This window comes from Chloroflexota bacterium (assembly GCA_020850535.1).
GTDB lineage: Bacteria > Chloroflexota > UBA6077 > UBA6077 > JACCZL01 > JADZEM01.
On the sequence record JADZEM010000123.1, the window covers coordinates 86,832 to 110,055 of the forward strand.

The following is a 23,224-nucleotide window of genomic DNA, read 5'->3' on the forward strand; positions in this document are numbered from 1 at the left end:
ACGGACGCTCCGCGCCTGCTGACGGCGAGGGTCCATGGCGGCCTGCACACGGTCCTGCCCGATGGACCATACTGCGCCAGAGCGTTGGGCAGCCGCCCATCCACTGCTGGCAGGCAGGACGGGCGGCCAGGAGGAGTGTCGCCATGAAGTTCACCGCGCCGGTGCTGCGTGGCCTGCGTGAGCCGATCCGCCTCGAAGAGGTCGAGCTGGACGATCCGAAGCCAGGCGAAGTGCTGATCCGGATGGCCGCCAGTGGCATCTGCCACAGCTGCCTGCACGCGCAGGATGGCTCCTGGGGGCCAACCCTGCCGATGCCCGCCATCCTCGGCGATGAGGGCTCGGGGACGGTTGAGAAGGTCGGAGACGGGGTCACCCACCTTCAGCCGGGCGACCCGGTCATCATCTCCTGGACGCCCACCTGCGGGCGCTGCCACTACTGCGTCATCGGCCGCTCGAACCTGTGCGCGGCCAAGGGCGGCCCCGGCCTGATGACGGACGGCACCACCCGCCTGCATGCCAACGACGACCGCATTCACCACATGGGGGCGGTCGCCACCTACTCGCCGTACACGGTCGTCGGCGCGTCGAACGCCATCAAGATCCGCCCGGACATGCCGCTGGATATCGCGGCGCTGATCGGCTGCTCGGTGACGACGGGCGTCGGTTCGGTGTTGTACGCGGCAAAGGTCGGTCCTGGTGAGGCGCTGGCGGTGTTCGGGTGCGGCGGCGTCGGGCTGAACGCGATCCAGGGCGGCCGGCTGGTCAACGCGTGGCCGCTCATCGCCGTGGACATCTCCGACGAGAAGCTGGAGATCGCGAAGGCGCTCGGGGCCACGCACACGATCAACCCGTCCCGTGAGAACGTCGCGGACCGGGTCACCGCGCTGACGGGGCGCGGCCTGGACTATGCCGTCGTCACCGTGGGCAACGCGGCCGCGACCATCCAGGCCTGGGAGACGATGGCGCGCGGCGGCGTCTGCGTGGTCATCGGCGTGGGGCGCGCGGACGAGCCGCTGCCCATCGACGCCCGCTACCTCGTCACGGGCGAGCGCAAGCTGATCGGGTCAAGCTACGGCACGTCGCGCCCGATGGAGGACTTCCCGCGCTTCGTGAACCTGTACCTCGACGGCAAGCTGAAGATCGACGAGCTGATCTCGCGGCGCTACCGCCTGGACGAGGTGCAAGAGGCGCACGACGACCTGGCGGCCGGGCGCGCAACGCGCGGCCTGCTGGTGTTCTAAACCAGAGCTACGGCGCCGCGACGGAAGCGTGCCGCCCCCCACGCCACGGGCCTGGAGTCCAACGGCTCAGGCGTCGTCTGGGGCGGGACGCGCTCCGTGCGTCGGGGCGATCAAGAACGCGCCCAGGAGCGCCAGCGCGGCCGGGCCGAGATCGAACAGGATGTGGACGCCGCTGGTTGCGCCGGCTTCGTCCTGGATGGCCGCGCCAGACATGAAGCCGACGAGAATATGGGCGAGCCCGGCGACGATCAGCACCACCCTGGCAGACTTCCAGTAGCGATCCGCCAGCAGGAACCCGCCCAGGTATGCCAGCCCGATGGCCATCGTGCCGACCATCCAGGGCAGCCGCAGATCCCCCTGTGATTGAAACGCGGCAATCGGCCAGATGCGCGAGGCGAGCGTCAGGGTGCCAGCCAGCAGAGCCAGGATCGCGCCGACCCGCGCAGACGGCGACGACCAGATACGCATCGTTGGATCGCGGAGGCGGTCACGGGCGGCCAACTCGTTCTGCTCGGCTGCGCGCTGCTCGATCTCCGCCTGCTCGCCGTGTCGGTCGATGCGCTGATCGACAATGTCCTGACCGTCGGCGGCGCGCTGCTGCCCAGCCGGGCGTGCCTGCGTCGCCGCGTGCTCCATCGTGCGTCGTGATGCAGCCATAGGGTTCCTCCCGAAAGATGCCGTGCCAGACAGATTCTTCTGATGGAGGACGGTGCAACACGCGGGCCGCTCAGCCGTTCCAGATCGTATGAGTCCTGGACACGCGGCCGACATCGGCGCGTGGGCGGCTCCGGCATGTCCCTTGCACGGATGTGACGGCAACTCTGCGTATGAGGGAGGCTGGTATGTCGTACGGATACCGCCCTGGCGCACCCACCGACCGCACGGCGGAGGCTGGACAGGAGTCGGCAGCCGCCCGCACCTGGCGACCGCTGGTTCAGCCGGGGATGCGGGTGGCCGGCATCGCTGGTGACGTCATCGGGCAGGTCAGGGAGGTCCGCACGGCCGACTTCCTGGTGGATCGCGCAGGCGCGCTCGGGATGGCCCCAGATACGCTGGTCTCGCTGCCCTACGAGCGCATCCACGTCATGCGCTCGGACAAGATGACCCTGGACGTGCCCAGCAGCCAGGTCGACGACATCGCGCAGGTCGACGACATCGCGGTCTGACCCGAGACATCGCGCCCTGAGGCCAGGGCGATTGCACGTTCGTTGATGTTCCCGCAACGCCATGAAACGCGCAGACGGGGGTTGAAACCCCCGTCTACAGTCATTCAGTCGCTGCGCGACGGCGGCCGGAGCAGCGACAACAGGTGAGACTGGAGCGTCGCGAAGCGACTGCAGGATGGTAGGCGGGGCTTTCAAGCCCCGACGACGCTGCACGACCCGCCGATGATGAGGCGGCAGTGCGCCGCCCCACCACCCACGATCCAAGACCTATGACCCACGACCTGCGATCCACGACCCTTGGCTATACGCCGTTGACCGCCCGCCACAGCTTCTCTGACGTGAACGGCATGTGGATGTCCGTCACGCCGAACGGCTCCAGGGCGTCGCGGACGGCGTTGGTGATGGCCGGCGGCGCGCTCACGCAGCCGGACTCGCCCACACCCTTCGCGCCAATCGGGTTGTACGGCGACTTCGTGACCGTCATCGCGATCTCGAAGTTCGGGACCATGTGCGCCGTCGGGACGGCGTAGTCCTGGAGCGTGGCCGTCAGCGGCTGGCCCTCCTCATCCCACTCCAGGTGCTCGTAGAACGCCTCGGCAAGGCCCTGCGTCACGCCGCCCGCGATCTGCCCGTACACGATCAGCGGGTTGACGACCGTGCCGATATCGTCCACCACCACCATGCGCTCGACGTTGACGCGGCCGGTCTCCTTCTCGACGGACACCACCACCACCGTCGCCGCGAACGGGATCGCGGAGACGTCAGCGGCGAAGTCGGCGTCGTCCTTCAGGCCACGCTCACCATCCGCCAGCCCCACACCCTGCTGGGCCGCCGCCGCGATCTCGCTCAGGCCCAGCCGGCGCTCGGGCGCGCCCTGCACCTGGACGCCACCACGCACGAAGGCGAGGTCTTCCACCGAGACTTCGAGCATCGCCGCCGCGACCTTCAGCGCCTTCTCGATCACGGCATCGCTGGCCTTCGAGAGGGCGCTGCCGCCCACCACCAGGCTCTTGCTGCCGCCGGTGCCGCCGCCGCGCGGCATGGTGGCCGTGTCGCCGTGGCGGACGGTGATCTTCTCGAATGGCACCCCCAGCCGATCCGCGACCACCTGGGCAAAGCTCGTCTCGTGCCCCTGCCCGTGCGACGACGAGCCGGTGGTGGCGACGATGGAGCCGTCCGGCTGGATCTCGACGCTGCCGTACTCGGAGCCCTGGGCGCTGACCTCGATGGTCGTCGCCACGCCGATGCCGACCACCTCGCCACGCGCGCGGCGCGCCTGCTGCTCGGCCCGAAGCCGCTCGTAGCCGGCCAGCTCCAGCGCTTTAGAGGTCGCCAGCTCGTAGTCGCCGCTGTCGTAGACCGACCCGATGGCGTTCTTGTACGGGAACTCCTCCGGGCGGATGAAGTTCCGACGGCGCGCATCGACGGGGTCCAGATCCAACGCCTTCGCGACGGCCTCGACGGCCTGCTCGGCGATGTAGGCGGCCTCGGGGCGGCCAGCCCCACGATACGGGCCGGTCGGGCCGGTGTTGGTGTAGACGCCGTACGCCTCGGCGCGGTGCGCGATGAACCGGTAGGCGCCGGTGGCAAAGTCGCGGACGCGCAGCGGTGGCGCGGCGCCATGGGTCAGCAGCACGCCGCCGACGTTGTGGATCGTCTTGACGATGAGGCCGGTCAGGATGCCCCCGCTGGTGTAGGCCACATCCACGAGGTTGAGCTGATCCCGCCCCTGCATGGTGAACAGGAGGTCTTCCATGCGGGTGGAGGTCCAGCGGACCGGGCGGTCAAGCTCGAGGGCCAGCAGTACCACGGCCAGCTCGTCGGGGTAGAGGCCGCCCTTTGCGCCGAAGCCGCCGCCCACGTCCGGGGCAATCACGCGGATGCTGCTGGCCGGGCGGTCGGTCACCTGAGCAATCGAGCCGCGCGTGCCGAACGGCGACTGCGTCGAGCGCCAGACGGTCAGCAGATCCTGCTCGCGGTCGTAGCTGGCGAGGATGCCTCTCAGCTCCATCGGCACCTGGGCCAGCCGGCTGTGCTTGATCCGCAACGAGAGCGTGTGCTCGGCGCTGGCGAACACGCCATCCACGTCGCCGCCATCCTTCACGTAGTGGTAGGCGACGTTGCTGCCGAACTGCGGCCAGACCAGCGGAGCGCCGTCCTTGAGGGCCTCCTCAGGATCGGTGACGACGGGCAGCGGGTCGTAGTCGATCTCGACGCGGGCAGCGGCATCGCGGGCGGCGTAGCGGCTCTCGGCGGCCACCATCACGACGGGGTAGCCGGCCAGGGTGACGGTGCCATGGGCCAGCGGCGGCAGCGGCGAGACGTTCTTGTCCTGGATGGCGATGGTGTTCGCCATCCGGGCCACGTCCTTGACCTTCTCGCCGTCCCAGACCGCCACGACGCCCGGCTGGGCCAGGGCGGCCGAAATATCGATTCTGCCGATGGTGGCGTGGGCATAGTCGCTGCGAACGAAGGCCACTTCCAGGATGTCGGTCCCTGGAAGCCGGATGTCGTCAACGTACTGGCCTTCGCCGCGCACCAGCCGGGGGTCTTCGACGCGCTTGCGAAGCGCACCGATCTCCTGCTCATGGACTGCTGTCATGCCGCCTCTCCACCGGGGAATGGTCGCTGCTGGCGTGGCGGGGCGCCGACGTCAGCCCGCGCGTGCTGGTCGTGTGTGGCCGCGACCGGCGGTCCGCATGGTCCGGGGCCGGTCTTCAACGTGGCAGGGTAGCATGCCGGGCGGCGCATGCGACGGGCCGCGCGCAGCGTATCCAACAGCGAAGCCCGGTGCAGTATCTGCACCGGGCTTCTTCTCGCGCTGACTTCTGATGACTGAAAACTGACGACTCGCTTCGTCAGGCCGCCCCTGCGCGCGGCATCTTGCGCGACTTGACGGGGGACGCTGGTTCGGCAGGTGGAGTAGGATAGCAGGCGGGTGCGTTAGCCGGAGCGTCGCGTCGGAAGTGCGCGTGACGGAGTGTGTACGAGACGATGATTGCGGTGGCCGTGGCAGACGAGGGCGAGGGAAAGTCCAGTCGTTCTGGACCTTCGAGACCCCGCCCGCAGCGATGTAGCGGCTAGCAAATTGGCAGGAAGCTACAGATTGACAAGGGGTGGCCCTCGGACGGTGAGCCTGCCCAACTGATTCCTGGCACAGACTCAAGCATCGCGTCTCTCCGACTCGAAGCGCCAGAAACCGACCGAGGCTGAGATGGACCCAGTAGACGAGCCGCTGAAGACAACTGTGCAAGATGATAGGCGGGAAAACGAGCTTCGGGAACTGTTCAACCTGGAGAGAATTCCCTCAGAAGGGAGAGCAGGCATTGACGCCCATTTGACGGTAGACGGCGTGACGGTGCCGTTTGAACTCAAATCAAGCACGGGCAAGGGGGTCACGACTGTCCGCGACTTTGGCCCGGATCATGTCCAGAAGTGGAGAATCAAGCACTGGCTGATTGGATTTTACGATAGGAGTGGCCGTAGCCTTCAATTCTGTTTATACGGAAGCCCGAGTGATATGGCTCCCTGGATTGATGAGAAGCTCGCATATACAAAGTCTGATCGTGACCTTGCCGATATACTCCCGGGCGAGCTTGAAGAACATCATCTCTGGTCTATTTGTGGGCGCAAGCAAGAATACGCTATTGCAGATGCAAAGTTGATCTATAAGAATCAATGGAAAAGTCGCCAGTATGAACAGTACTGTGATCGATTCAAGGTTATTGAAGGCCTTCAGATTCCCTCTGGATATTCTCCTGAGCGGATGCTGGAAATCCTTCGCATGAGGGCGAGGTACGTCATTCTGCGGGGGAGTACTCTGAACAATCCGCACATCCCTCTCAGCTACTTCGCGGGCTGGCCTCGGATTACTGCAAACCACTCAGAAGAGTTGCGGCGTTGCGTCCGGGCGTGGCTGGCTCAATCACAGTAGGGCATCTGCAACTGCACATGCCACGCGATAGGCCATTGGCGGTGCTACTGAGTTCCCTATCTGCCCCAGAACTTGATACACCCCACCGGCGAAGCACCACGACTCCGGAAATCCTTGAATGATGGCGCAATCTTGAACGGCGAGGCGGAAGTGTCCATTCTTTGCAACGAAAGCCGAGGCGCTTTCCCTGCTTAGAGCAACTCCGTTCGGCCAGATCTCTAGGGCTTCCCAGGCGCGCTGACCCGCCACGCTGTTCAGAATTGACGTAGAGTTCCGTGGGCCGGTGAAGCCGCTTCGCAGGGTGGGCGCAAGGCTGTCAGTGCCAATGTCATGGAGTCCGAGAGCTTCACGAACTCCCATGCACCTGGATCTAGCATCTGCAAACGAAAACAGATCTATCGTCTCGGCCTGGCGATTGGTCAGGTGACTGAAGTAATGGGTTGCCGCAGGCTCGCGAAATCGGGAGGATGCAACGTTATCAGCGAATCCAACAAAGAACACCCGTTGACGAGACTGTGGGACGCCAAACATCGGTGCATGGAGCTTGAACCGAAAGACGCGGTATCCGCTGAGCGGCGCCAGAATATGATCCTGAACGTATGAGGAGAATTTGGCGGTCAATAGGCCAGGGACATTCTCGGCAATGAACGCCCGAGGCTTGACCGTCTTGATGGCCCGAATCATCTCAGGCCACATGTCTCGGTCATCAAGGTGGCCCTGCTGGCGACCTGCCGTGGAAAAGGGCTGGCATGGGGGGCCGCCGTGCAAGACATCCACGGATTCTGAATAGGCTGACCAATCGACCCGGCGGACATCGCCTTGCTCGCCAGCGCACACCGTCCAAGATGGTCGATTCTGGAGCAGAGTTCGTCCACAGATCTCAAGCACATCGAATGATGCAACGTGCTCGAAGCCTGCCCGCTCGAAGCCGAGATCCAGCCCACCGCCACCACTGAACAAGGACAGGACCCGCAGACCGTTGGAAACCCGCATGGGCATCAGATCCTCAGGTCGCAGGCGAGGCGTATTTACGGCATGCAGCGGCGCTGGTCCGTCGCCACGAAGCGCTGCGTACTTGGCCCGTAGGGCAGTTTTGGAACTCTGCCTGTAGGCTTCACGTCGCTCTTCGGTGATTTGGTACGGCACGAGGGTGATGTGCTCCTGAAGAATTCGTCACCCGTAGAGAGTGGTTTGCATCAGTCTAGCAGCGAGACCGTGAATCATGTGGTGTTCGAACCCACAATCGCATCTCGTCAAACAAGTCTCGAACTACAACTGACTGCACGTTACTGCTACATGATACAACACTGCACGACCTGACGGCAGCGAGCGTGTCCCTCGATTTCCATCTGTAACGCGGCTGCTGGGCGCTCGCCATCGGGCTACCGAGGGCATCCAGCCGGGCAGGAGACTGCATGGACGAAGATCGTCTGCTCACGGTACGGGAGTGTGCAGAGCGGCTGCGGGTCAATCCTGAAACGGTTCGACGATGGCTCCGCAGTGGCCGAATGCGAGGAGTGATTCTCGGAGGCGACCGGAGTGGATGGCGAGTTCCTCAGTCCGAGTTGAACCGAGTGGCGCGATCCGGCCTTGATGGTTCGAGCGGGGCCGACTAGCTCGCTCGACGGCATGGATACTTAGAACTCTGACATCACTCACGTCACCTGCCGGCGCGTGCACTCACGTCGCCTGCCGGCGCGTGCGTCTTGTGAAGGGCACGGACGTGGTGAACGAAGAAGCCCGGTGCAGTATCTGCACCGGGCTTCTTCTCGCGCTGACTTCTGATGACTGAAAACTGACGACTCGCTTCGTCAGGCCGCCCCTGCGCGCGGCATCTTGCGCGACTTGACCGGCGATGGGGAGGCTGGCTCACCGGCCGGCGGGCCGTTCGCGCCCTTCGGCGAGAGCTCGCCTGCGAACTGTCCGAGCGCCGCGCCCAGACTCTCCAGCGAGACCCCTGGCGTGCCGGTCGAGGCCCGCCGGTTCTCCTCTTCGACTTGTTTCAGCAGCTCGCGTCTGAGCACCGTGACTTCGCGCGGGGCGCGGATGCCGACGCGCACCTGCACGCCATCCGACCCGAGCACAACGATCTCGATATCCTTGCCGATCAGGATGCTCTGTCCTGGTCGCCGACTGAGGACTAGCATGCTCGTCGCCTCCCAGGGCTGCGCTCGACGGTCCCAGGGCCGCCGAACACGGGATACCTGAGCGGGAAGCGCTCATCCGTCAGGATGACCTGCTTGGCGATGCGCTTCACCGGGTTGAGAATCAAGGGCGCCTGGAGATTCGCCGTCATCGCGCGGACGTCTTCGGGGACCACCAGGATCGAGAGCACCCGAGCCTCGGAAGGGTCGCTGAGCTGGAGCAGCTCGGCGTCCGGATCGGCGATGTCGAAGGCGTAGTCGGTCACCAGCAGCCCCGGCTCGATCACCAGGAACCCGACGAGCGGATCGTGCAGGGACTGGAGCCACGCGAACGGGGCGAGCTTCTGGTCTTCGATCAAGGCGAACCGCTGGTGTCGCTCGAAGCCCGGCACCCCCTCGGGGAAAGCGATGACGTCGGTCTCGGAGATCTCGATGGTCTCCATCTCGCCGTACCGCGTGGTGCGGATCTCGAACGTCGCTGGAGCAGCTGCCGGGAGGGTGGTTGGCGTCATCATCATTGCACTCATCACCGCAGATAGTCCAGCAGGCTAGGCTGGATCGCCCTTCCCGAAACTTCAAGCGAGGCTTTGTAGACGGTCTCCTGTACGGAGAACTTGCTGACGGCCTCCACGAGGTCGGCGTCTTCAGACTTGGACCGCAGATCCTGCAAGTTCACCTGCAGCAGCTCGTGGCGGCCCTGGGCGGCCTCCAGGCGGTTGGTCTTCGCGCCGATCTCCGCGCGCGCCGACATGAGCGTCTGCAGCGCGTTGTCGATGGCCGTGAGGTCCGCCCCGCCGACCGTCGCCGAGTCGCCAGCGTTCAGATGGTTCTTCAGGTCGAAGAGGGCCGTGATCGCCGGGCCGAGCGTGGCCTGGCCGGGCGTGTTGATGGTCACGTAGGCGTTGAGGTCGTACTCCCGCTCCATGGTGCCGGTGTCGCCGACGTAGGTGAAGCCGGGGGTGGTCCCCGAGGCCTGGAACGGGTCAGCGTTGATCAACTCACCAGCGAAGAGCCGCTGGCCGCGCAGCGAGGCGTTGCCCGTGACGATCATCTGCTTGAGCAGGTGATCGACTTCGGAGCCGATGGTAGCCATGTCAGCCTGGGTCAGCGTGCCGTTCGCACCCTCGACGGCCAGCTCGCGCGCCCGCTGGAGCAGGTCGCCGGCCTCAGAGAGGGCGTCGTCTGTGGCGTTGAGCCAGGTGGTGGACGAGTCGATGGTGCGGAGGTACGCTTCGCCAGCGGCGATGTCGCCGTTGTACGTCAGCGTCCGCGCCACCGCCGCCGGATCGTCAGATGGGCGCGAGAGCTTCTTGCCTGTCGAGATCTCGTTGTGCAGCGACTCCAGCCGGTCCAGGTTGTTGCGAAGATTCCTGATGCTGGTGTCGGACACCATACCGTGGGTGATTCGCATCCGTGCGTGCCTCCTATCCTTGTCCCGACACCTAGCGACCGACGATGCCCGTCGCGTTGATCAGCTTGTCGAGCAGCTCGTCGTAGGCGGTCATGACGCGGGCAGCCGCTTCGTATGCCCGCTGGTAGCGCAGCAGGTTGGTCGCCTCCTCGTCCAGCGAGACGCCGGTCAGGGACTGGCGGCGGCGCGAGAGCAGGTCCACCAGGGCCTGCTGCGTGTCCGTCTGGTTGGAGGCGCTCTGAGAGTCCGTGCCCAGGCCGGCAACCAGGGCGTTGTACGCCGATTCCGAGGTGGAGGTGCCAACGGCCAGCGGCGGCGACATCGACGAGCGCAGCGCCACGAGGTCGAGGATGGTCTCGTTGTTGCCCGTCGCGCCGGCGGTGTCCGAGGCCGCGATCAGCTTCGGGTCTGCCATGATGGCGGCGTTGACCGTGATGGTCGCCGCGTTCGTGCCCGTGAAGAAGGCCACGCCCGCGTTGCCGTTCTGATCGAAGCCGGTGGCGTGGACCGTGTTGACCGCCGAGATCAGGTTGGCGGCGATGGTGTCCAGCTGTGACTGGTAGCTGGGCACGTTGGTGTCGCGGGCGGTCAGCTTGCCGGAGATCTCAGCCGTGCCAAGCGTCGCGGCAGGGCCGCCGCTGCCGTAGGTGATGTCCACGTAGTTGCCGTTGCCGGCGTTCGGCACGGCGAAGAGGTCGGTCTTGCTGGTCGCAGCGTTGACCAGCACCTGCGCGCCCATCAGGACGTTCATCGAGCCGTCGGCGTTCTCGCTGACGGTCACGTTCACCAGCTCCGAGAGCCGATCGACCAGGAGATCACGGCGGTCGCGGAAGTCGTTCGCGGTCTGGCCGGTCACTTCGACCTGGACGATGTTCTGGTTGAGCTGGAGGATCTGGGAGGTGATGTCGTTGATCTTGGTGATGTCGTTCTGGATCTCGCCGTCGAGGACTCCGCGGATGCCCGCGAGCTGGGTGGCGGTGCGGTTGAACGCATCGGTCAGCGAGATCGCCTGCTGCACCACCGCGGTGCGGACCGGCAGATCGCTGGGATCGCTTGCCAGCTCGTTGAGCACCTTGTAGTACTCGTTGAAGAGGTTGTTCAGGCCGACGCCTTGCGGCTCGTCCAGCGTGACTTCGACCTGTTCCAGCGCATCCTGGCGGGCCTGGGCGTTCTTGAGGCCGCCCAGCTCAGTGCGGTACTGGTTGTCCAGAAACTGGTTGCGCGCCCGGGTGACGTCCGCGGCGATGACGCCGGTGCCAAGCTGGCCGGCGGTCGCAGGACGGTTCATGCCCGGCGCGGTGTACGGTTCGGTGGTGACCAGTTGGACGTTCTGTCGGCTGTAGCCCTCGGTGTTCGCGTTGGCGACGTTGTGGTTGGTGACGTCGAGGCCCATCTGCTGAGCCTGCAACGCGCGAAGGGCGAGGTCGAGCCCAAAGAATGCGCTGGACATGGAGCCTCCTTGCTACGTCGTCTGCGCTAGTGCGCGGGCGACTCCGGCGTCCCATCCTGATCCGACTGTGCTGGCCGCTGGCCGCGCAGCTCGGTGGACGCCGGGTTGGTGAAGCCAGCGTATCCACGCCGGGCCGCCAGCTGGCGGCGAGCCTTCACCGGGTCATAGATGCTGTCAGCGCCACTGCGGCGCTCGACGATCCTCCGTGTACGATGGGCGACATCGATGGCGGCGCTCAGCAGCTCGGCGTTGCGCGCGCCCTGCTCGCGCAGCTCGCGGACGAGCCGGGCGATCTTGGTGAGCATCTGGCCCAGCCGCACGCGCTCCGACGGGGCGATGTCGGCCGCCTGGAGGACGGACCGCAGCCCCTGCACGCCGAGCTCGGCTTCGAGATCGTTCTGGATGACCTGCCGACGCCCTTCGAGCAGGGCGATCCGGGCGCTGCTCTCCTCGATGACCGTGGTGGTGACGACGATGGCGCCCAGGTCGCCGGTCACGACCACCTGGCGCTGCTCGCGCTGGGCCTGCTGCAGGCGTTCGAGCGCCGGCATCAGGGGGGTCAGGACCGCTTCCAGCTCGGCAAGCCGGAAGGCTGCGCCGCCCGTCTCGGTGGCCATCCTAGACGTCCGAGCCTTCGAGCAGCTTGCGCGCGAGCATCTGCGGCGAGACGGAGTACGTCCCATCCTCGATGCGCTTCTTGATATCGGCAACCCGCTCCGCACGAACCTCCGGAGCCTCGTCAACTGCCTGCCGCGCACGTGCCAGCTCGCGGGAGCGATCGGAGATCTCCACCGTGTCCGAGGCCGGGCGCACGCGCTCGGCGTCTGCCTTCGGGGCGGTCTCCTGTGCGAGTCGCTCAGCCCGGCGGGCAGCCAGGTGGCTGTTGACCGCTGGGTCGTTCTGGCGCTGATTGATCCGTTCGATGTCCATGTGGGTCTTCCCCTTACGGGTACATCCTTGTCTGAGTCAGATCCCCTCGCGGGTGCATCCTGCAGTTATCCTCACTCAGATCATCGGCGGGTTGCGCGGCGTGAATAGGGTCCGGAGGTACTATTTGGGCTAGTCGCCAGTCCCGAATGGGTCAGTACTTTCGTTCGTCTATGACCGCCGCAGGTTGTTGGCGTCCTGCAGCATCTCATCGACCGTCTTCATGGCCCGCACGTTCAGCTCGTAGGCGCGCTGGGCCTGCACGACCCGCAGATACTCTTCTCGTGGATCGATGTTTGACGACTCGATGATCCCGCTCACCAGCACGCCGACGCCGGGGTCGCCGGCCTGGCCCTCGAGCGGCAGGCCGGAGGCGGTAGACGGGAGCAAGAGGTTCTGCCCGATCTGGAGCAGCCCCTCGGGGTTCTCGAAGCGGACGATCTTGAGCTTGCCGACGTTCTGTCGGATGCCCTCCGTCGAGACGGCGAGAACCGAGCCGTCCGGCTGGATCTCGACGGAGGCACTGTCCAGCGGCACGCGAACCTCGGGGGAGAGGGCGGAGCCAGTGACGGTCATCAGGCGGCCTTCGCTGTCCATGTGGAGCGAGCCGCCGCGCGTGTAGGCGTTCTGCCCGTTCGGCATGGTGACTTCGAAGAAGCCGTCGCCGTCAATGGCGACGTCCAGCGGCTCACCCGTCGCCATGAACATGCCCTGGCTCAGGTTCTGGAGGTTGGCGGCGACGGTCACGCCCCGGCCGCTCTCACGGGCGTCGGCCTGGACGTTGCCTTCGCCGTCCGCGACGCCCAGGTAGCGCAGCTCGGGGGCCAGCTCGATGAACGAGACGCGCTGGCTCTTGCTGCCGGGGATCTGCATCTTGGTGAGGTTGTCGGCAGCCACGTCGAGCGCGCGCTGCTGCGCGAGCATCCCGGAGACGGCCGTTCGGAGCGATGACCACATAGCGTTGCTGCCTCCTTGCGCGCTTCCCGCTAGACCGGCTTCGCGATCTCGTTGACGGCCCGCCCGAGAAGCTCGTCCTGGTACTGCATGAGCCGCTGCCCGGCCTGGTAGGCCCGCTGCAGCTCGAGCATGGTGGTCTGCGCGCCGGCCATGTCCACGTTTGAGACTTCGATGAAGTTCTGGTGAACGGCCGAGGCGGCAGACGGCGTGGGCTGATCGCCGTCGATGCGCGGCGCGAACTGGTTGCTGCCGACCTTCTTGAGCGGCTGATCCAGGCTGAACTCGACCATCGCAAGCTGACCGATCACCTGTCCCTCGACGCGCATCGCGCCGGTCGTGTCCACGGTCAGCCGGCCGCCGGGAATGGTGATCGGGTTGCCGTCCGTGCCCAGCACGAGGTGGCCTTCGCTGGTGGTCAGGCGACCGCTGGCATCCCGCGTGAAGCCACCGTCGCGGGTGTAGCGGATGCCGTCCGGGGCGCGGACGGTGAAGAAGCCCGGCCCCTCAATCGCCATGTCGAGGGCGCGGCCGGTATCCTGGAGCGCCCCCTGCGTGAAGTCGATCATCGGCTCTTCGGCGATGGACGCCATGCCCAGCTCGCCAAGCTGCGAGTTGCCAGGCGGCGCGACGACACCGTTCTGGAGGACCATCACCTCGTCGAACGTCGAAAGCCCGGAGCGGTCCTGCTTGAAGCCGACCGTCTGCGCGTTCGCCAGGTTGTTGGTCACGAACTCCATGCGCCGCATCGAGGCAAGCATCCCCGAGGCGGCCGTGTACAGTCCCCGAATCACCGATCTATCCTCTCTTATGCGCGGCGGGCGCCGGCCCGTCCGAGCGCGAAGCCGATCCCGCCAACGGCCAGCAGGGCCAGCAGGAGCAGCCCGCCGGTGCTCAGGCCGAGCGTGCCGGATGGCGTGCCAGGAGCGTTGCCGCCGGTGTTCGGCAGCACCTTCGGCTGGGGGGCGCCTGCGCCGCTCGGGTTCGCCATCGAGAACCGGCCGGCAATGGCGCGCTTCTCGCTGGGGGCGGCCGGCTGCGAGTCCTTGGCCTCGACGGTCAGGACGATGAGGTTCCAGTCCCGCTCGGGGATGCCTTCCTTCACGACGGTGTCGATCTTGGCGCGGCCGGCGTCATCCACCTGGAAGCCGACGAGGCGCTGGCGGTTGCCGCTGCCGTCGCTGATCCAGGCGTGGTACTCCTCGTTGTCCGCGAGCTTCTGGAGGTTGGCCGTCTCCAGGCGCAGCTCGGCCTCGCTGGTGATCATCTCACCGGTGGCGATGGCGTTCCGCGCGCCGAAGTTGGAGACACCGTCCAGATAGGTCAGCTGCAGCCTGATCGGCGTGCCGTTGGCCAGCACGGTGGGCGCCACCGTGCCCCAGGCCAGCACCAGCGACAGCAGTGCGGCCCCCGCCAAGAGCGCCAACCGGACACGCTCCCCCACCCTGTTCCCTACACGAAGCATCGATCCTCCTCGCGATCTCAGCGCCACAGCAACGGGAACGTGGCAGCGCGCGCGTGTGGGACGGCGCTCATGCCGCAACCGGCTGGGCGATGTTCGCGCGCAGGGCGGCCCGCAGCTTGAAGACGGCCGCGGCATGCAGCTGGCTGACGCGCGATGTTGACACTCCCAGCACTTCGCTGATTTCCTTGAGCGTCAACTCCTCATAGTAGTACAGGTTTATGACCAACCGGTCGCGCTCGGAGAGGGCCTGGATGGCCTGCACGAGCGCCTCGTACAGCTGTTGCCGCTCGACTTGCATCTCCACGCCGGGGGTGTCCTCGTCGGCGATCTGTTCCAGCAGGGAGGGGCGGTCCCCCTCGCTGCCAGCGTCGCCGCCGGACGGGTTGCTGAGCGAGACGACGGAGAGACTGGCGTCCACCATCGCCTGATTCAGCTCCTCGTTGCTGATGCCCATGTGCCGAGCCAGCTCACGGTTCGTGGGCATGCGGCCATGCTGCTGCAGCAGCTCGTCGTAGGCGTGGTCGAGATCGCGCGCCCGCTTGGAGGCATCCCGCGAGAGCTGCTGGAGGCTCCGGATCGCATCGAGGATCGCGCCCTTGATGCGGCGAATCGCGTAGGTCTCGAACTTGACGCCGACCGTCGGGTCGTAGCGGTCAACGGCCTGGATCAGCCCGACGGTGCCGTACCCGATGATGTCCTCGGAGCCAAGCACACCCGGCATGCTGACGGCCATCCGGCCGACAACGTACTTCACGAGCGGCGCGTACTGGACGATCATGCGCTCACGAAGGGCCGAGTCCCGGGTGGCGCAGAAGGTTGTCCACAGCTCTTCGAGGTCAGCGGTTGTCTGCGTCACCGTTTACTCCTTTCCGCCAGGGCCAGCCGACTTTGCGGCGGTGGATGGCTGCTCGGCGGCGGGCTTCGGCGAGGCTGGCGCCTGCGGATCGAGGCCGGCGTTCGAGAGATACTCGCGAACGGCGCCTGAGCGCGCCATCGCGACGATCTGACTGTCGTTGAGGACCAGCCGCTTCTCGTCAGCGATGATGCCGACGGCCACGCGGGCCAGGACGGCCAGCACCAGGCTGGCGCCGCCGGCGCTGAGGAGGGCCATCTCTGGCTCCACCCCGGACACCAGGCCCGAGACGTAGAGCGCGACGAAGATCAGCAAGATTGATGGATAGAGAATCGAGGTCAGGCGCCACTTCAGCTCGTTGGGCCGCTGCGCCTTCTCCTGCATCTCGGCGAGCATCGCCTCGATATCGGTCGCACCGTCGCCGGCCATGGCCGCCTGGTCTGGCAGTCCCGCTGGATCGGTGCTCGGCATGCCGGTTTGTGTAGCCATTACAGCAGACCTCGACGGCGGCGCTCACGCTGGACGTCGAGCGCGAAGCGGATGATCCGCTCCTGCGCCGCGCGCGGCATGTCCAGGAAGGCGACGCCAATTTCGCATTCGAGTGTGGGTTCGATTCCGGTATCGATCAGGCGCACCACCCGGGCGCGCAGGCTGAGCGGCGCGGACAGCTCCGGCAGTGCGATGACTTTCCCACTGAACGATGGTTGCGGCGTGGGCGGGACGATCTCTCGCTCGCTACGTGGCAGCGCGAGGTCGATCTCCAGCTCGTCGCCGGGCTCCAGCAGCAGGTTGGCCCGCCCACGCAGGCCGCCGGCGCTCAGATCGCGAACGTCGATATGGAGCGGATGCTCCATCGCCTCGTCCAGATCGACGTGGTGGGTGGCCGAGCCGAGGTAGTAGGCCCAGGCTTCGGCCGAGACCGGCACCCGCACGTAGGCGCGCTTCTGAATGCGCTCCAGGTCACGAACCGCCAGCCCGTAGAGCGGCTCCGGGTCCAGCCGGGCGAAGGCCACCTTCGCGTGGATCTGGTAGGCCGCGTCCATGTAGCGCCAGGTGTGGCAGGTGACCTCTTCGCCCGGCTCGACTTGCACGCGCGGCGCGGCTGGGGGCGCGCCCTCGACCCAGACGGTCTGCTGGTCCACCCGATGCACCAGCGTGCGGTACCAGCGGCGGGCGTCGGCCGGGCCCGTCCCGAGGATCACGGGCTGACCGGCTTCGAAGGGAAGGGCTACGGTCCCGTTCACGCTTCAACCCCCGGAAGTGACACCATCTCCATGGCGACGACCTGGACGTTCGGGCTGACCTCGCTGTAGGCCATCACGACGAGGCTGGACAGCGAAAGCTCGGTGAAGCGGCGCACGGCGAGGCGGATGCGCGCGGGGCAGAGCAAGACGGGCTGGTAGCCAGAGGAGGCCATCCGCTCCATCGACTCCCGCACCGAGCGCATGAGCTGCTGGCCCTGGCCCGGCTCCAGTTGGAAGCTCGGGCCGCGCTCGGTGGCGACCATCGTCCGGGCCAGCTCGTGCTGGAGGGCGGGGGCGAGCGTCATGACGTGCAGTCGGCCGTCGTCGGCGGCGTACTGGCTGGTGATCTGCCGGCCCAGGGAGCTGCGAGCCTGCTCCGCCAGGATGTCGGGATCCTTGGTCAGGCGGGCCTGATCCGCGACGGCTTCGAGGACCGTCACCAGGTCGCGGACGGAGACGCGCTCGCGCAGGAGGTTCTGCAGCACCCGCTGGACATCGCCGATGGCGAGCAGGTCCGGCACGACCTCGGAGATGAGGGCCGGGTTCTCTTCCTTGACGTGATCCAGCAGGCTCTGGACGTCCTGGCGGGAGATGATCGAGGCGGCCGACGAGCGGATGACCTCCGAGAGATGCGTGGTGATGACGGAGGCCGGATCGACGACGGTGTAGCCGAGCATCTCGGCGCGCTCCTGCTCATCCGGGGTGATCCAGATGGCCGGCAGGCCGAAGGCGGGCTCGACCGCTGGGATGCCGTCGATCTCCTGCTCGGCAAGGCCGGGGTTCATGGCCATCATGCGGTTGGGACGGACCTCGCCGGTGGCGACCTGCACGCCGCGCAGCTTGATGACATAGGTGTTCGGGTCGATCTGGGCGTTGTCGCGGACGCGGATGGTCGGCAGGATGATGCCCAGCTCCAGCGCCATCTGGCGGCGGATGACGGTGACGCGGCCGAGGAGCGTGCCGTCCTGCTCCGGGTCGGTGAGCGGGATCAGCATGTAGCCGATCTCGATCTCCATCGGATCGACCTTGAGGAACTGGCGGACGTTCTCGGCGTCGGTGCTGGCGGCGGCGGAGGCCTGCTGCATCGCCTCTGCGTGCTCGGCCTCGTCGAGGGCCTGGGCGCGGGTGGCGCTGCGGCGCTGGAGGGCGTAGGCCAGCCCGGCCAGGGTGCCCGCCATCACGAAGAGCGGCACCTTCGGCAGGCCCGGGATCACGGCGAGCATCGCCAGGACGCCGGCAACCATGTACAGCGCGCGCGGGTTCCCGAAGACCTGGCTGCCGATGTCGTGGCCGAGGTTCGAGTCGGTGGCCGAGCGGGTGACGATGATACCGGTGGCGGTGGAGATGAGCAGGGCGGGGATCTGGGAGACCAGGCCATCGCCGAGGGTCATCAGGGTGTAGTTCTGGAGGGCGGTCATGATCGGCATGCCAAGCTGGAGCACGCCAATGGTTAACCCGCCGAGAATATTGACGATGATGATGACGATGCCCGCGATGGCATCACCCTTCACGAACTTGCTGGCGCCGTCCATGGAGCCGTAGAAGTCGGCTTCCTGGGTGATCTCCTTGCGGCGGGCGCGGGCGGTCACCTCGTCGATGGCCCCGGCCGAGAGGTCGGCGTCGATGGCCATTTGCTTCCCAGGCATCGAATCGAGCGTGAAGCGGGCGGCCACCTCGGCGACGCGGCCAGCACCGTTGGTGATGACGACGAACTGGATGACGATCAAGATCAGGAAGATGACGATACCGACGACGTAGCTGCCGCCGACGACGAAGTCGCCGAACGCCTTGATGACCTCGCCGGCATGACCCTGGAGGAGGATCAGGCGGCTGGCGGCGACGTTGAGGGCCAGCCGGAAGAGGGTGAGCACCAGGAGGAGCGACGGGAAGGACGAGAACTGGAGCGGGTGCGTGGTGTACATGGACACCAGCAGCATCATCAGAGCCGCCGAGACGTTGACGATGATCAGCATGTCCAGGATGAACTCTGGCAGCGGAACGATCATCACGCCGAGGATCACGGCCATGGCGACGGCGAGCATGATGTCGCTCTGGCGGGTCAGGCGCGTGAGTGTCGCGCCGAGGTTGAAGCCGGACGGTGCCGGCGCTTCCATCACCTGAGCCATGTCATGCCCCTGCCCGCGCCGAGTGGCTGGCGCTCGGGCGCCGCTTCAGCGAGTAGATGTAGGCGAGAATCTGGGCCACGCCCTGGAAGAGGTCGTACGGGATCTCCTGATCCACCTCGACGGCGGCGAAGAGCGCCCGGGCGAGCGGCTTGTTCTCGACGACCGGCACGTTGTTCTCCCGTGCGATCTGCTTGATCCGCTGGGCGATGAGGTCTTTCCCCTTGGCGATGACCTTGGGGGCCGCCATTTCGTCGCCTCGATACCTCAAAGCAACGGCGAAGTGGGTCGGATTGGTGACGACCACATCAGCAGTTGGCACGTTTTGCATCATGCGGGACATCGCCATGCGCCGCTGGCGGCGCCGGATCGCATTCTTGATCTCGGGCGAGCCCTCGCTCTGCTTGTACTCTTCCTTCATCTCCTGCTTCGTCATGCGCGCGCCGCGCAGGAACTCCCAGCGCTGGTAGCCGTAGTCGAGCACGGCCAGCACCAGGAACGCCCCGCCGACGGTCAGCGCCGTCGAGAACATAGTGCTGACGAACAGCGCCAGCGCCCCGGCCAGGTCTGCGCCGGCCAGCGAGAGGAAGAGCGGGAAGCTGTCCACGTAGGTGCGATAGAGCAGCCAGCCGACGACGCCGACCTTGATGGTGGTCTTGAGCAGCTCGACGGCGATCCGCAGGGAGAAGAGCCGTGTGAACCCGGAGATCGGGTTGATACGGCTGAAGTCAGGCGTGATCGACTTGGTGGAGAGCAGGAACCCGCTCTGCCCGACGTTGGAGATGATCCCCATGACGGGCATGGCCACCAGCAGCGGGGCCATCACCGTGAAGAAGGCCAGGCCGGCCATGAACCAGAGCTGCATCATGGTGGCGTCTGTGAAGTCGCCGCGGTTGAGGTTGGACAGGGTGTCCGTGACCAGCACCCGCAGGTGGCTCCAACTGAACCCGCCGAAAGTGTAGAGCGTGCCGACGCCGGTCAGGATGCTGGCGGCGGCGATCACCTCAGAGCTCTTGTTGACCTTGCCTTCGTCGCGAAGGTGTTGGAGCTTACGAGGTGTTGCGGCTTCTGTCCGTTCTTCTCCGGCCATGCTGCCCTCAGCTCGCCAGCATCGTCATGACGCTCGGGGCGGTCCGGAAGAGGGCCGCCAGCCGAGGCACGATGATCGGCAGGGAGAGGGCCAGGGCCAGCAGGCCGAGCATCATCTTGGCGGGCATCTCCAGCGCGAACAGGTTGAACTGCGGCGCGACGCGGGAGAGCAGCCCGAGGCCGATGTCTGCCAGGAGCAGCGCGGCCATGATCGGCAGGGCCAGCTTGAGGCCGGCCGAGAAGAGGTTGGACGAGACGGCGAGCAGGGCTTCAGCGGAGCCGGGCACCTTGGTGACCTCGCCGACGGGGATGACGTCGAACAGTTCGCGCAGGCCGATCAGGAAGATGTGGTGGCCGTTGATCTGGACGAAGACCAGCAGCGCGAACGCGCTGATGAACGTCTCGATGACGCCGGAGCCGCCGTCGAAGAGCGGGTTGATGGTGTGGGCGAACGAGAAGCCGCTGTTGATGCCGATCAGGCCGGCCATGAAGTGAATCGCCCCGAAGATCAGCGTGATGCCGAAGCCGGCCAGCAGGCCGATCATCAGCTCGCCGGCGATCTCCAGCGGCCCGACGCTCGCTGGCGGCTCGTAGGGGCCGCCGGCTGGGAAGAGGACGAGCGTCGAGAAGAGGCCGACGCCGAGGCGGGCGGGCATCGGGACGCGCGCCGAGCCGAGCAGCGGGTTGAACATGATCGCCCCGAGCACGCGGATCGCCGCGAGGACGTAGAACGTCACGTAGGTCGCGGTGAACGCGGCGATCTCCTGGGCGGGCACGCCCGGCTGGAGCGACGGTACGGTGGTCGGCATGATCGGCTACCAGTCCCGGCCCGGCCTACCGCACCATCGCCGGCAGCATCGAGAAGAGGCCGGTGGTGTAGCCGACGAGGTTCTGCATCAGCCACGGCCCGGTCACGACGAGCGCCGCGAAGACGGCCAGGATCTTGGGGACGAAGGTGAGGGTCTGCTCGTTGATCTGGGTCAGCGCCTGGAAGACGCTGATGATGAGGCCGACGACCAGCGCGGCGCCCATCATCGGGGCGGCCAGCATGACGGTCATCAGGAGGGCGTTGCGGCCGACTTCCAGCGCGAACAGCTCATTCATTGATGGGACTCCTTGTGCTGGCCTGTCAGCCGCCGAAACTGGTCACGAGCGAGCGCGAGATCAGGTACCAGCCGTCCGCCATGACGAAGAGCAGCACCTTGAAGGGGAGCGAGATGGTGGTGGGGGGAAGCATCATCATGCCCATCGACATCAGCGCGCTGGAGATGACCATGTCGATGATCACGAAGGGCAGCAGGATCAAGAAGCCCATCTGAAAGGCGGTCTTGAGCTCGCTGATCATGAAGCTGGGGATGATGACCCAGGTGGGGACATCGTCCGGGGTGTTGGGCTGGGGCAGCTTCCCAAGCGAGATGAAGAGGGCGAGATCGCGCTCGCGGGTCTGCTTGAGCATGAACTCGCGGAGCGGCTTGCTGCCCCGCTCGATGGCAGCGTCCATCGAGATCTGGTTGTCCAGGAAGGGCTGCAAGGCCTGCTCGTTGATGTCGGTCCAGGTGGGGGCCATCACGAAGACGGTCAGGAAGAGCGCCAGCCCCAGCACGATCTGGTTGGGCGGCAACTGCTGCATCCCGATGGCGGTCCGAGCGAAGGACAGCACGATCGAGATTCTGATGAACGAGGTGACCATCATCAGGATGGCTGGCACCAGGCTGAGGACGGTCAGTAGGAGCAGGAGCTGGACGCCCACAGCCATGCTGTCGCCGCCCTCGGGGCCGCCGACCTGGACTCGTACTGATGGCAGTGCACCAGTTCGCGCAGCGGTTGCCGAACCGCAGCCGCTGAGCATGAGTCCCAGACCAGCCATCCCGAGGACCAGCAGTGCTGCCCGTGGGCGTGTCCACCAGCTCCCTCGCCTCCGTGCCGTGGCGGTTGAGCCGCCGCGACGCATTCGCTCCGAATTCACATCCATGTCCTTGTGAGTTCCCATCCTGGGGGGCCGTCCCTGGCTTGGAGCCGAATTCCTTGCCGATGGTAACGGCGGATCCGGAAGTCTCAGCAGGGCGGGGAGTCCCGCCCAGGGCAGGCATCGGTACCGGTCGGAGGCAGTACGTTCGTCCTGACACGGATCGGCGTGGAGGGGGACGCCCGTATCGGCGGGAAGCGGGCGGACGTCAGGCGCTACCGGCCGATGCTGGCCGTGCGACAGCCAGTGCAGCACGCAGCCAACGGCGTCATGAGAGTTCTCATGCTACCTATCATGATAGGTAGCATGACGACGGTCACGTGTTCGTGAGGCGATATAGCCTCGGTTGGGTGGACATCGCAGCAACTGAGCTACCACGCACGGGTGGGCAATCTGCAACGGGTATACCCAGGGGTCTATCGGTTTCGGGATTTTCCACCGTCACAGTACGAAGAGGTCGTGGCAGCATGGCTGGCCGTAGGGAAGGATCTGGCCGTCGTCTCTCATGAAAGTGCGCTCGACATCTGGGATCTAACAGACCTGATCCCGGATGCGATCCATCTCACGGTTCCCCGCCGACAGCGGCATCGGCCGAGACTACCAGGAGTGCAGCTTCACACACAGACTCCCCGCTATGAGGTGCGCGACGACGAGGTCCGGCTGGCACCCTCGTCGCTCCGGGTGACATCCCCCCAGCGGACACTGCTGGACGTGGCGGTGGCTGGCATGTCAAGTGAGCACATCACCATTGGGGTGCGCCAGGCACTGTCGCGCGGGTGGATTGACACGTCGAGGCTTCTGGCCGAGGCTCAGCGTCGGGGTAAGCGCATCGCATCCATCTTCGAGGATGCGCTCGCCGAGGCTCAGGTTCTGGATGTGCCACCGACATGAAGTACGTCTCAGCCACAGCGTTTCAGCAGGCGCTCACGGAGAACTGTCGGGACTGTCGGACTGACTACCGTTCTTCGGAGCGGCGGCGCAGGCCCACGACTTGCAAGACGAGGCCGCTCACCATCGCCACGAGGCCGACGACGGCCCACACAGACTGGCCTGACATGAAGCTGCCGCCGAGCACGTTCAGCCCCTGCAGGATCCAGAGCGCACCCACCAGGTTGAGGCTCAACCCACCGATCAACATTCCCCAGGCCATACGACTCCCTCAGCGAGCGCCAGGATAGACGCGGCTCGCCCGGCGATGGATGCCGCACCGCACGACAACAGTACGACGCGTCATCCACAGCACTGCCTACTGCCTGC

General features: G+C 66.1%; 26 protein-coding genes. 5 read left to right on the forward strand and 21 right to left on the reverse strand.

Annotated elements, in window-relative coordinates; translation table 11 throughout:
• The first annotated feature begins 143 nt into the window (after positions 1 to 143).
• Positions 144 to 1,241: a Zn-dependent alcohol dehydrogenase gene (locus IT306_17745; protein MCC7370272.1), complete on the forward strand. Its 1,098-nt coding sequence runs from the start codon at positions 144 to 146 to the stop codon at positions 1,239 to 1,241.
• Between the two features lie 66 nt (positions 1,242 to 1,307).
• Here the strand turns inward: IT306_17745 and IT306_17750 are convergent, their stop codons facing one another.
• The gene (locus tag IT306_17750; GenBank protein ID MCC7370273.1) at positions 1,308 to 1,898 is read right to left on the reverse strand and encodes a hypothetical protein; all 591 of its coding nucleotides are present in this window, start codon (positions 1,896 to 1,898) and stop codon (positions 1,308 to 1,310) included.
• Between the two features lie 185 nt (positions 1,899 to 2,083).
• On the opposite strand from IT306_17750, the gene IT306_17755 reads away from it, so the two are divergent.
• Positions 2,084 to 2,407 carry a hypothetical protein gene (locus tag IT306_17755; protein ID MCC7370274.1) on the forward strand — a complete coding sequence of 108 codons (324 nt, stop codon included), beginning with the start codon at positions 2,084 to 2,086 and terminating at the stop codon, positions 2,405 to 2,407.
• Between the two features lie 301 nt (positions 2,408 to 2,708).
• Here the strand turns inward: IT306_17755 and IT306_17760 are convergent, their stop codons facing one another.
• Positions 2,709 to 5,009, reverse strand: a complete 2,301-nt coding sequence (locus tag IT306_17760; protein MCC7370275.1) for a xanthine dehydrogenase family protein molybdopterin-binding subunit — start codon at positions 5,007 to 5,009, stop codon at positions 2,709 to 2,711.
• Between the two features lie 612 nt (positions 5,010 to 5,621).
• Between IT306_17760 and IT306_17765 the strand changes: the two genes are divergently transcribed.
• A complete protein-coding gene (locus IT306_17765) occupies positions 5,622 to 6,341 on the forward strand; it encodes a hypothetical protein (protein ID MCC7370276.1) in 720 nt (239 codons plus the stop codon).
• Here IT306_17765 and dcm read toward each other — a convergent pair.
• Complete coding sequence (gene dcm, locus IT306_17770; protein MCC7370277.1) at positions 6,333 to 7,487, reverse strand: DNA (cytosine-5-)-methyltransferase; 1,155 nt, start codon at positions 7,485 to 7,487, stop codon at positions 6,333 to 6,335. The two genes, IT306_17765 and dcm, sit on opposite strands and share 9 nt — an antisense overlap.
• A gap of 269 nt (positions 7,488 to 7,756) precedes the next feature.
• Between dcm and IT306_17775 the strand changes: the two genes are divergently transcribed.
• Positions 7,757 to 7,957, forward strand: a complete 201-nt coding sequence (locus tag IT306_17775; GenBank protein ID MCC7370278.1) for a helix-turn-helix domain-containing protein — start codon at positions 7,757 to 7,759, stop codon at positions 7,955 to 7,957.
• A 195-nt stretch (positions 7,958 to 8,152) separates the two neighbouring features.
• Here IT306_17775 and csrA read toward each other — a convergent pair whose 3' ends face one another.
• From csrA to fliP, 17 genes are all read right to left on the reverse strand, one after another.
• Positions 8,153 to 8,488 carry a carbon storage regulator CsrA gene (csrA, locus tag IT306_17780; GenBank protein ID MCC7370279.1) on the reverse strand — a complete coding sequence of 112 codons (336 nt, stop codon included), beginning with the start codon at positions 8,486 to 8,488 and terminating at the stop codon, positions 8,153 to 8,155.
• On the reverse strand, positions 8,482 to 9,012 hold the full coding sequence (locus IT306_17785; protein ID MCC7370280.1) for a flagellar assembly protein FliW: 531 nt from the start codon (positions 9,010 to 9,012) through the stop codon (positions 8,482 to 8,484). Before IT306_17785 ends, csrA begins: the two co-directional genes overlap by 7 nt.
• Positions 9,012 to 9,896, reverse strand: coding sequence for a flagellar hook-associated protein FlgL (gene flgL, locus IT306_17790; GenBank protein MCC7370281.1), 885 nt, complete (start codon positions 9,894 to 9,896; stop codon positions 9,012 to 9,014). The genes IT306_17785 and flgL overlap by 1 nt, the downstream gene beginning before the upstream one ends.
• 31 nt (positions 9,897 to 9,927) lie before the next feature.
• Positions 9,928 to 11,346 (reverse strand): flagellar hook-associated protein FlgK, encoded by a 1,419-nt coding sequence (gene flgK / locus IT306_17795; protein ID MCC7370282.1) that lies wholly within the window; start codon positions 11,344 to 11,346, stop codon positions 9,928 to 9,930.
• A gap of 26 nt (positions 11,347 to 11,372) precedes the next feature.
• The gene (gene flgN, locus IT306_17800; GenBank protein ID MCC7370283.1) at positions 11,373 to 11,963 is read right to left on the reverse strand and encodes a flagellar export chaperone FlgN; all 591 of its coding nucleotides are present in this window, start codon (positions 11,961 to 11,963) and stop codon (positions 11,373 to 11,375) included.
• 1 nt (position 11,964) lies between these two features.
• Positions 11,965 to 12,276 (reverse strand): flagellar biosynthesis anti-sigma factor FlgM, encoded by a 312-nt coding sequence (gene flgM, locus IT306_17805; GenBank protein MCC7370284.1) that lies wholly within the window; start codon positions 12,274 to 12,276, stop codon positions 11,965 to 11,967.
• Between the two features lie 168 nt (positions 12,277 to 12,444).
• Entirely contained in the window at positions 12,445 to 13,230 is a 786-nt protein-coding gene (locus tag IT306_17810; GenBank protein ID MCC7370285.1) for a flagellar hook-basal body complex protein, read from the reverse strand.
• A 29-nt stretch (positions 13,231 to 13,259) separates the two neighbouring features.
• Positions 13,260 to 14,021, reverse strand: a complete 762-nt coding sequence (gene flgF, locus IT306_17815; GenBank protein MCC7370286.1) for a flagellar basal-body rod protein FlgF — start codon at positions 14,019 to 14,021, stop codon at positions 13,260 to 13,262.
• A gap of 14 nt (positions 14,022 to 14,035) precedes the next feature.
• Positions 14,036 to 14,653, reverse strand: coding sequence for a hypothetical protein (locus IT306_17820; GenBank protein ID MCC7370287.1), 618 nt, complete (start codon positions 14,651 to 14,653; stop codon positions 14,036 to 14,038).
• Between the two features lie 106 nt (positions 14,654 to 14,759).
• Positions 14,760 to 15,548 carry a FliA/WhiG family RNA polymerase sigma factor gene (locus IT306_17825; GenBank protein ID MCC7370288.1) on the reverse strand — a complete coding sequence of 263 codons (789 nt, stop codon included), beginning with the start codon at positions 15,546 to 15,548 and terminating at the stop codon, positions 14,760 to 14,762.
• Positions 15,549 to 15,551: 3 nt separating this feature from the next.
• A complete protein-coding gene (locus IT306_17830) occupies positions 15,552 to 16,034 on the reverse strand; it encodes a hypothetical protein (GenBank protein ID MCC7370289.1) in 483 nt (160 codons plus the stop codon).
• Positions 16,034 to 16,747, reverse strand: a complete 714-nt coding sequence (locus IT306_17835) for a PilZ domain-containing protein (GenBank protein ID MCC7370290.1) — start codon at positions 16,745 to 16,747, stop codon at positions 16,034 to 16,036. The genes IT306_17830 and IT306_17835 overlap by 1 nt, the downstream gene beginning before the upstream one ends.
• A gap of 38 nt (positions 16,748 to 16,785) precedes the next feature.
• Positions 16,786 to 18,903, reverse strand: a complete 2,118-nt coding sequence (gene flhA, locus IT306_17840) for a flagellar biosynthesis protein FlhA (GenBank protein MCC7370291.1) — start codon at positions 18,901 to 18,903, stop codon at positions 16,786 to 16,788.
• A 13-nt stretch (positions 18,904 to 18,916) separates the two neighbouring features.
• The gene (gene flhB / locus IT306_17845; GenBank protein MCC7370292.1) at positions 18,917 to 20,002 is read right to left on the reverse strand and encodes a flagellar biosynthesis protein FlhB; all 1,086 of its coding nucleotides are present in this window, start codon (positions 20,000 to 20,002) and stop codon (positions 18,917 to 18,919) included.
• Between the two features lie 7 nt (positions 20,003 to 20,009).
• A complete protein-coding gene (locus tag IT306_17850; protein MCC7370293.1) occupies positions 20,010 to 20,810 on the reverse strand; it encodes a flagellar biosynthetic protein FliR in 801 nt (266 codons plus the stop codon).
• Between the two features lie 25 nt (positions 20,811 to 20,835).
• On the reverse strand, positions 20,836 to 21,105 hold the full coding sequence (gene fliQ, locus IT306_17855) for a flagellar biosynthesis protein FliQ (protein MCC7370294.1): 270 nt from the start codon (positions 21,103 to 21,105) through the stop codon (positions 20,836 to 20,838).
• Positions 21,106 to 21,130: 25 nt separating this feature from the next.
• The gene (gene fliP / locus IT306_17860; GenBank protein MCC7370295.1) at positions 21,131 to 21,868 is read right to left on the reverse strand and encodes a flagellar type III secretion system pore protein FliP; all 738 of its coding nucleotides are present in this window, start codon (positions 21,866 to 21,868) and stop codon (positions 21,131 to 21,133) included.
• Between the two features lie 558 nt (positions 21,869 to 22,426).
• Here fliP and IT306_17865 point away from each other — a divergent pair.
• A complete protein-coding gene (locus IT306_17865) occupies positions 22,427 to 22,858 on the forward strand; it encodes a hypothetical protein (GenBank protein ID MCC7370296.1) in 432 nt (143 codons plus the stop codon).
• Positions 22,859 to 22,922: 64 nt separating this feature from the next.
• On the opposite strand, the gene IT306_17870 is transcribed toward IT306_17865, so the two are convergent.
• On the reverse strand, positions 22,923 to 23,117 hold the full coding sequence (locus tag IT306_17870; GenBank protein MCC7370297.1) for a hypothetical protein: 195 nt from the start codon (positions 23,115 to 23,117) through the stop codon (positions 22,923 to 22,925).
• Positions 23,118 to 23,224 lie beyond the last annotated feature (107 nt).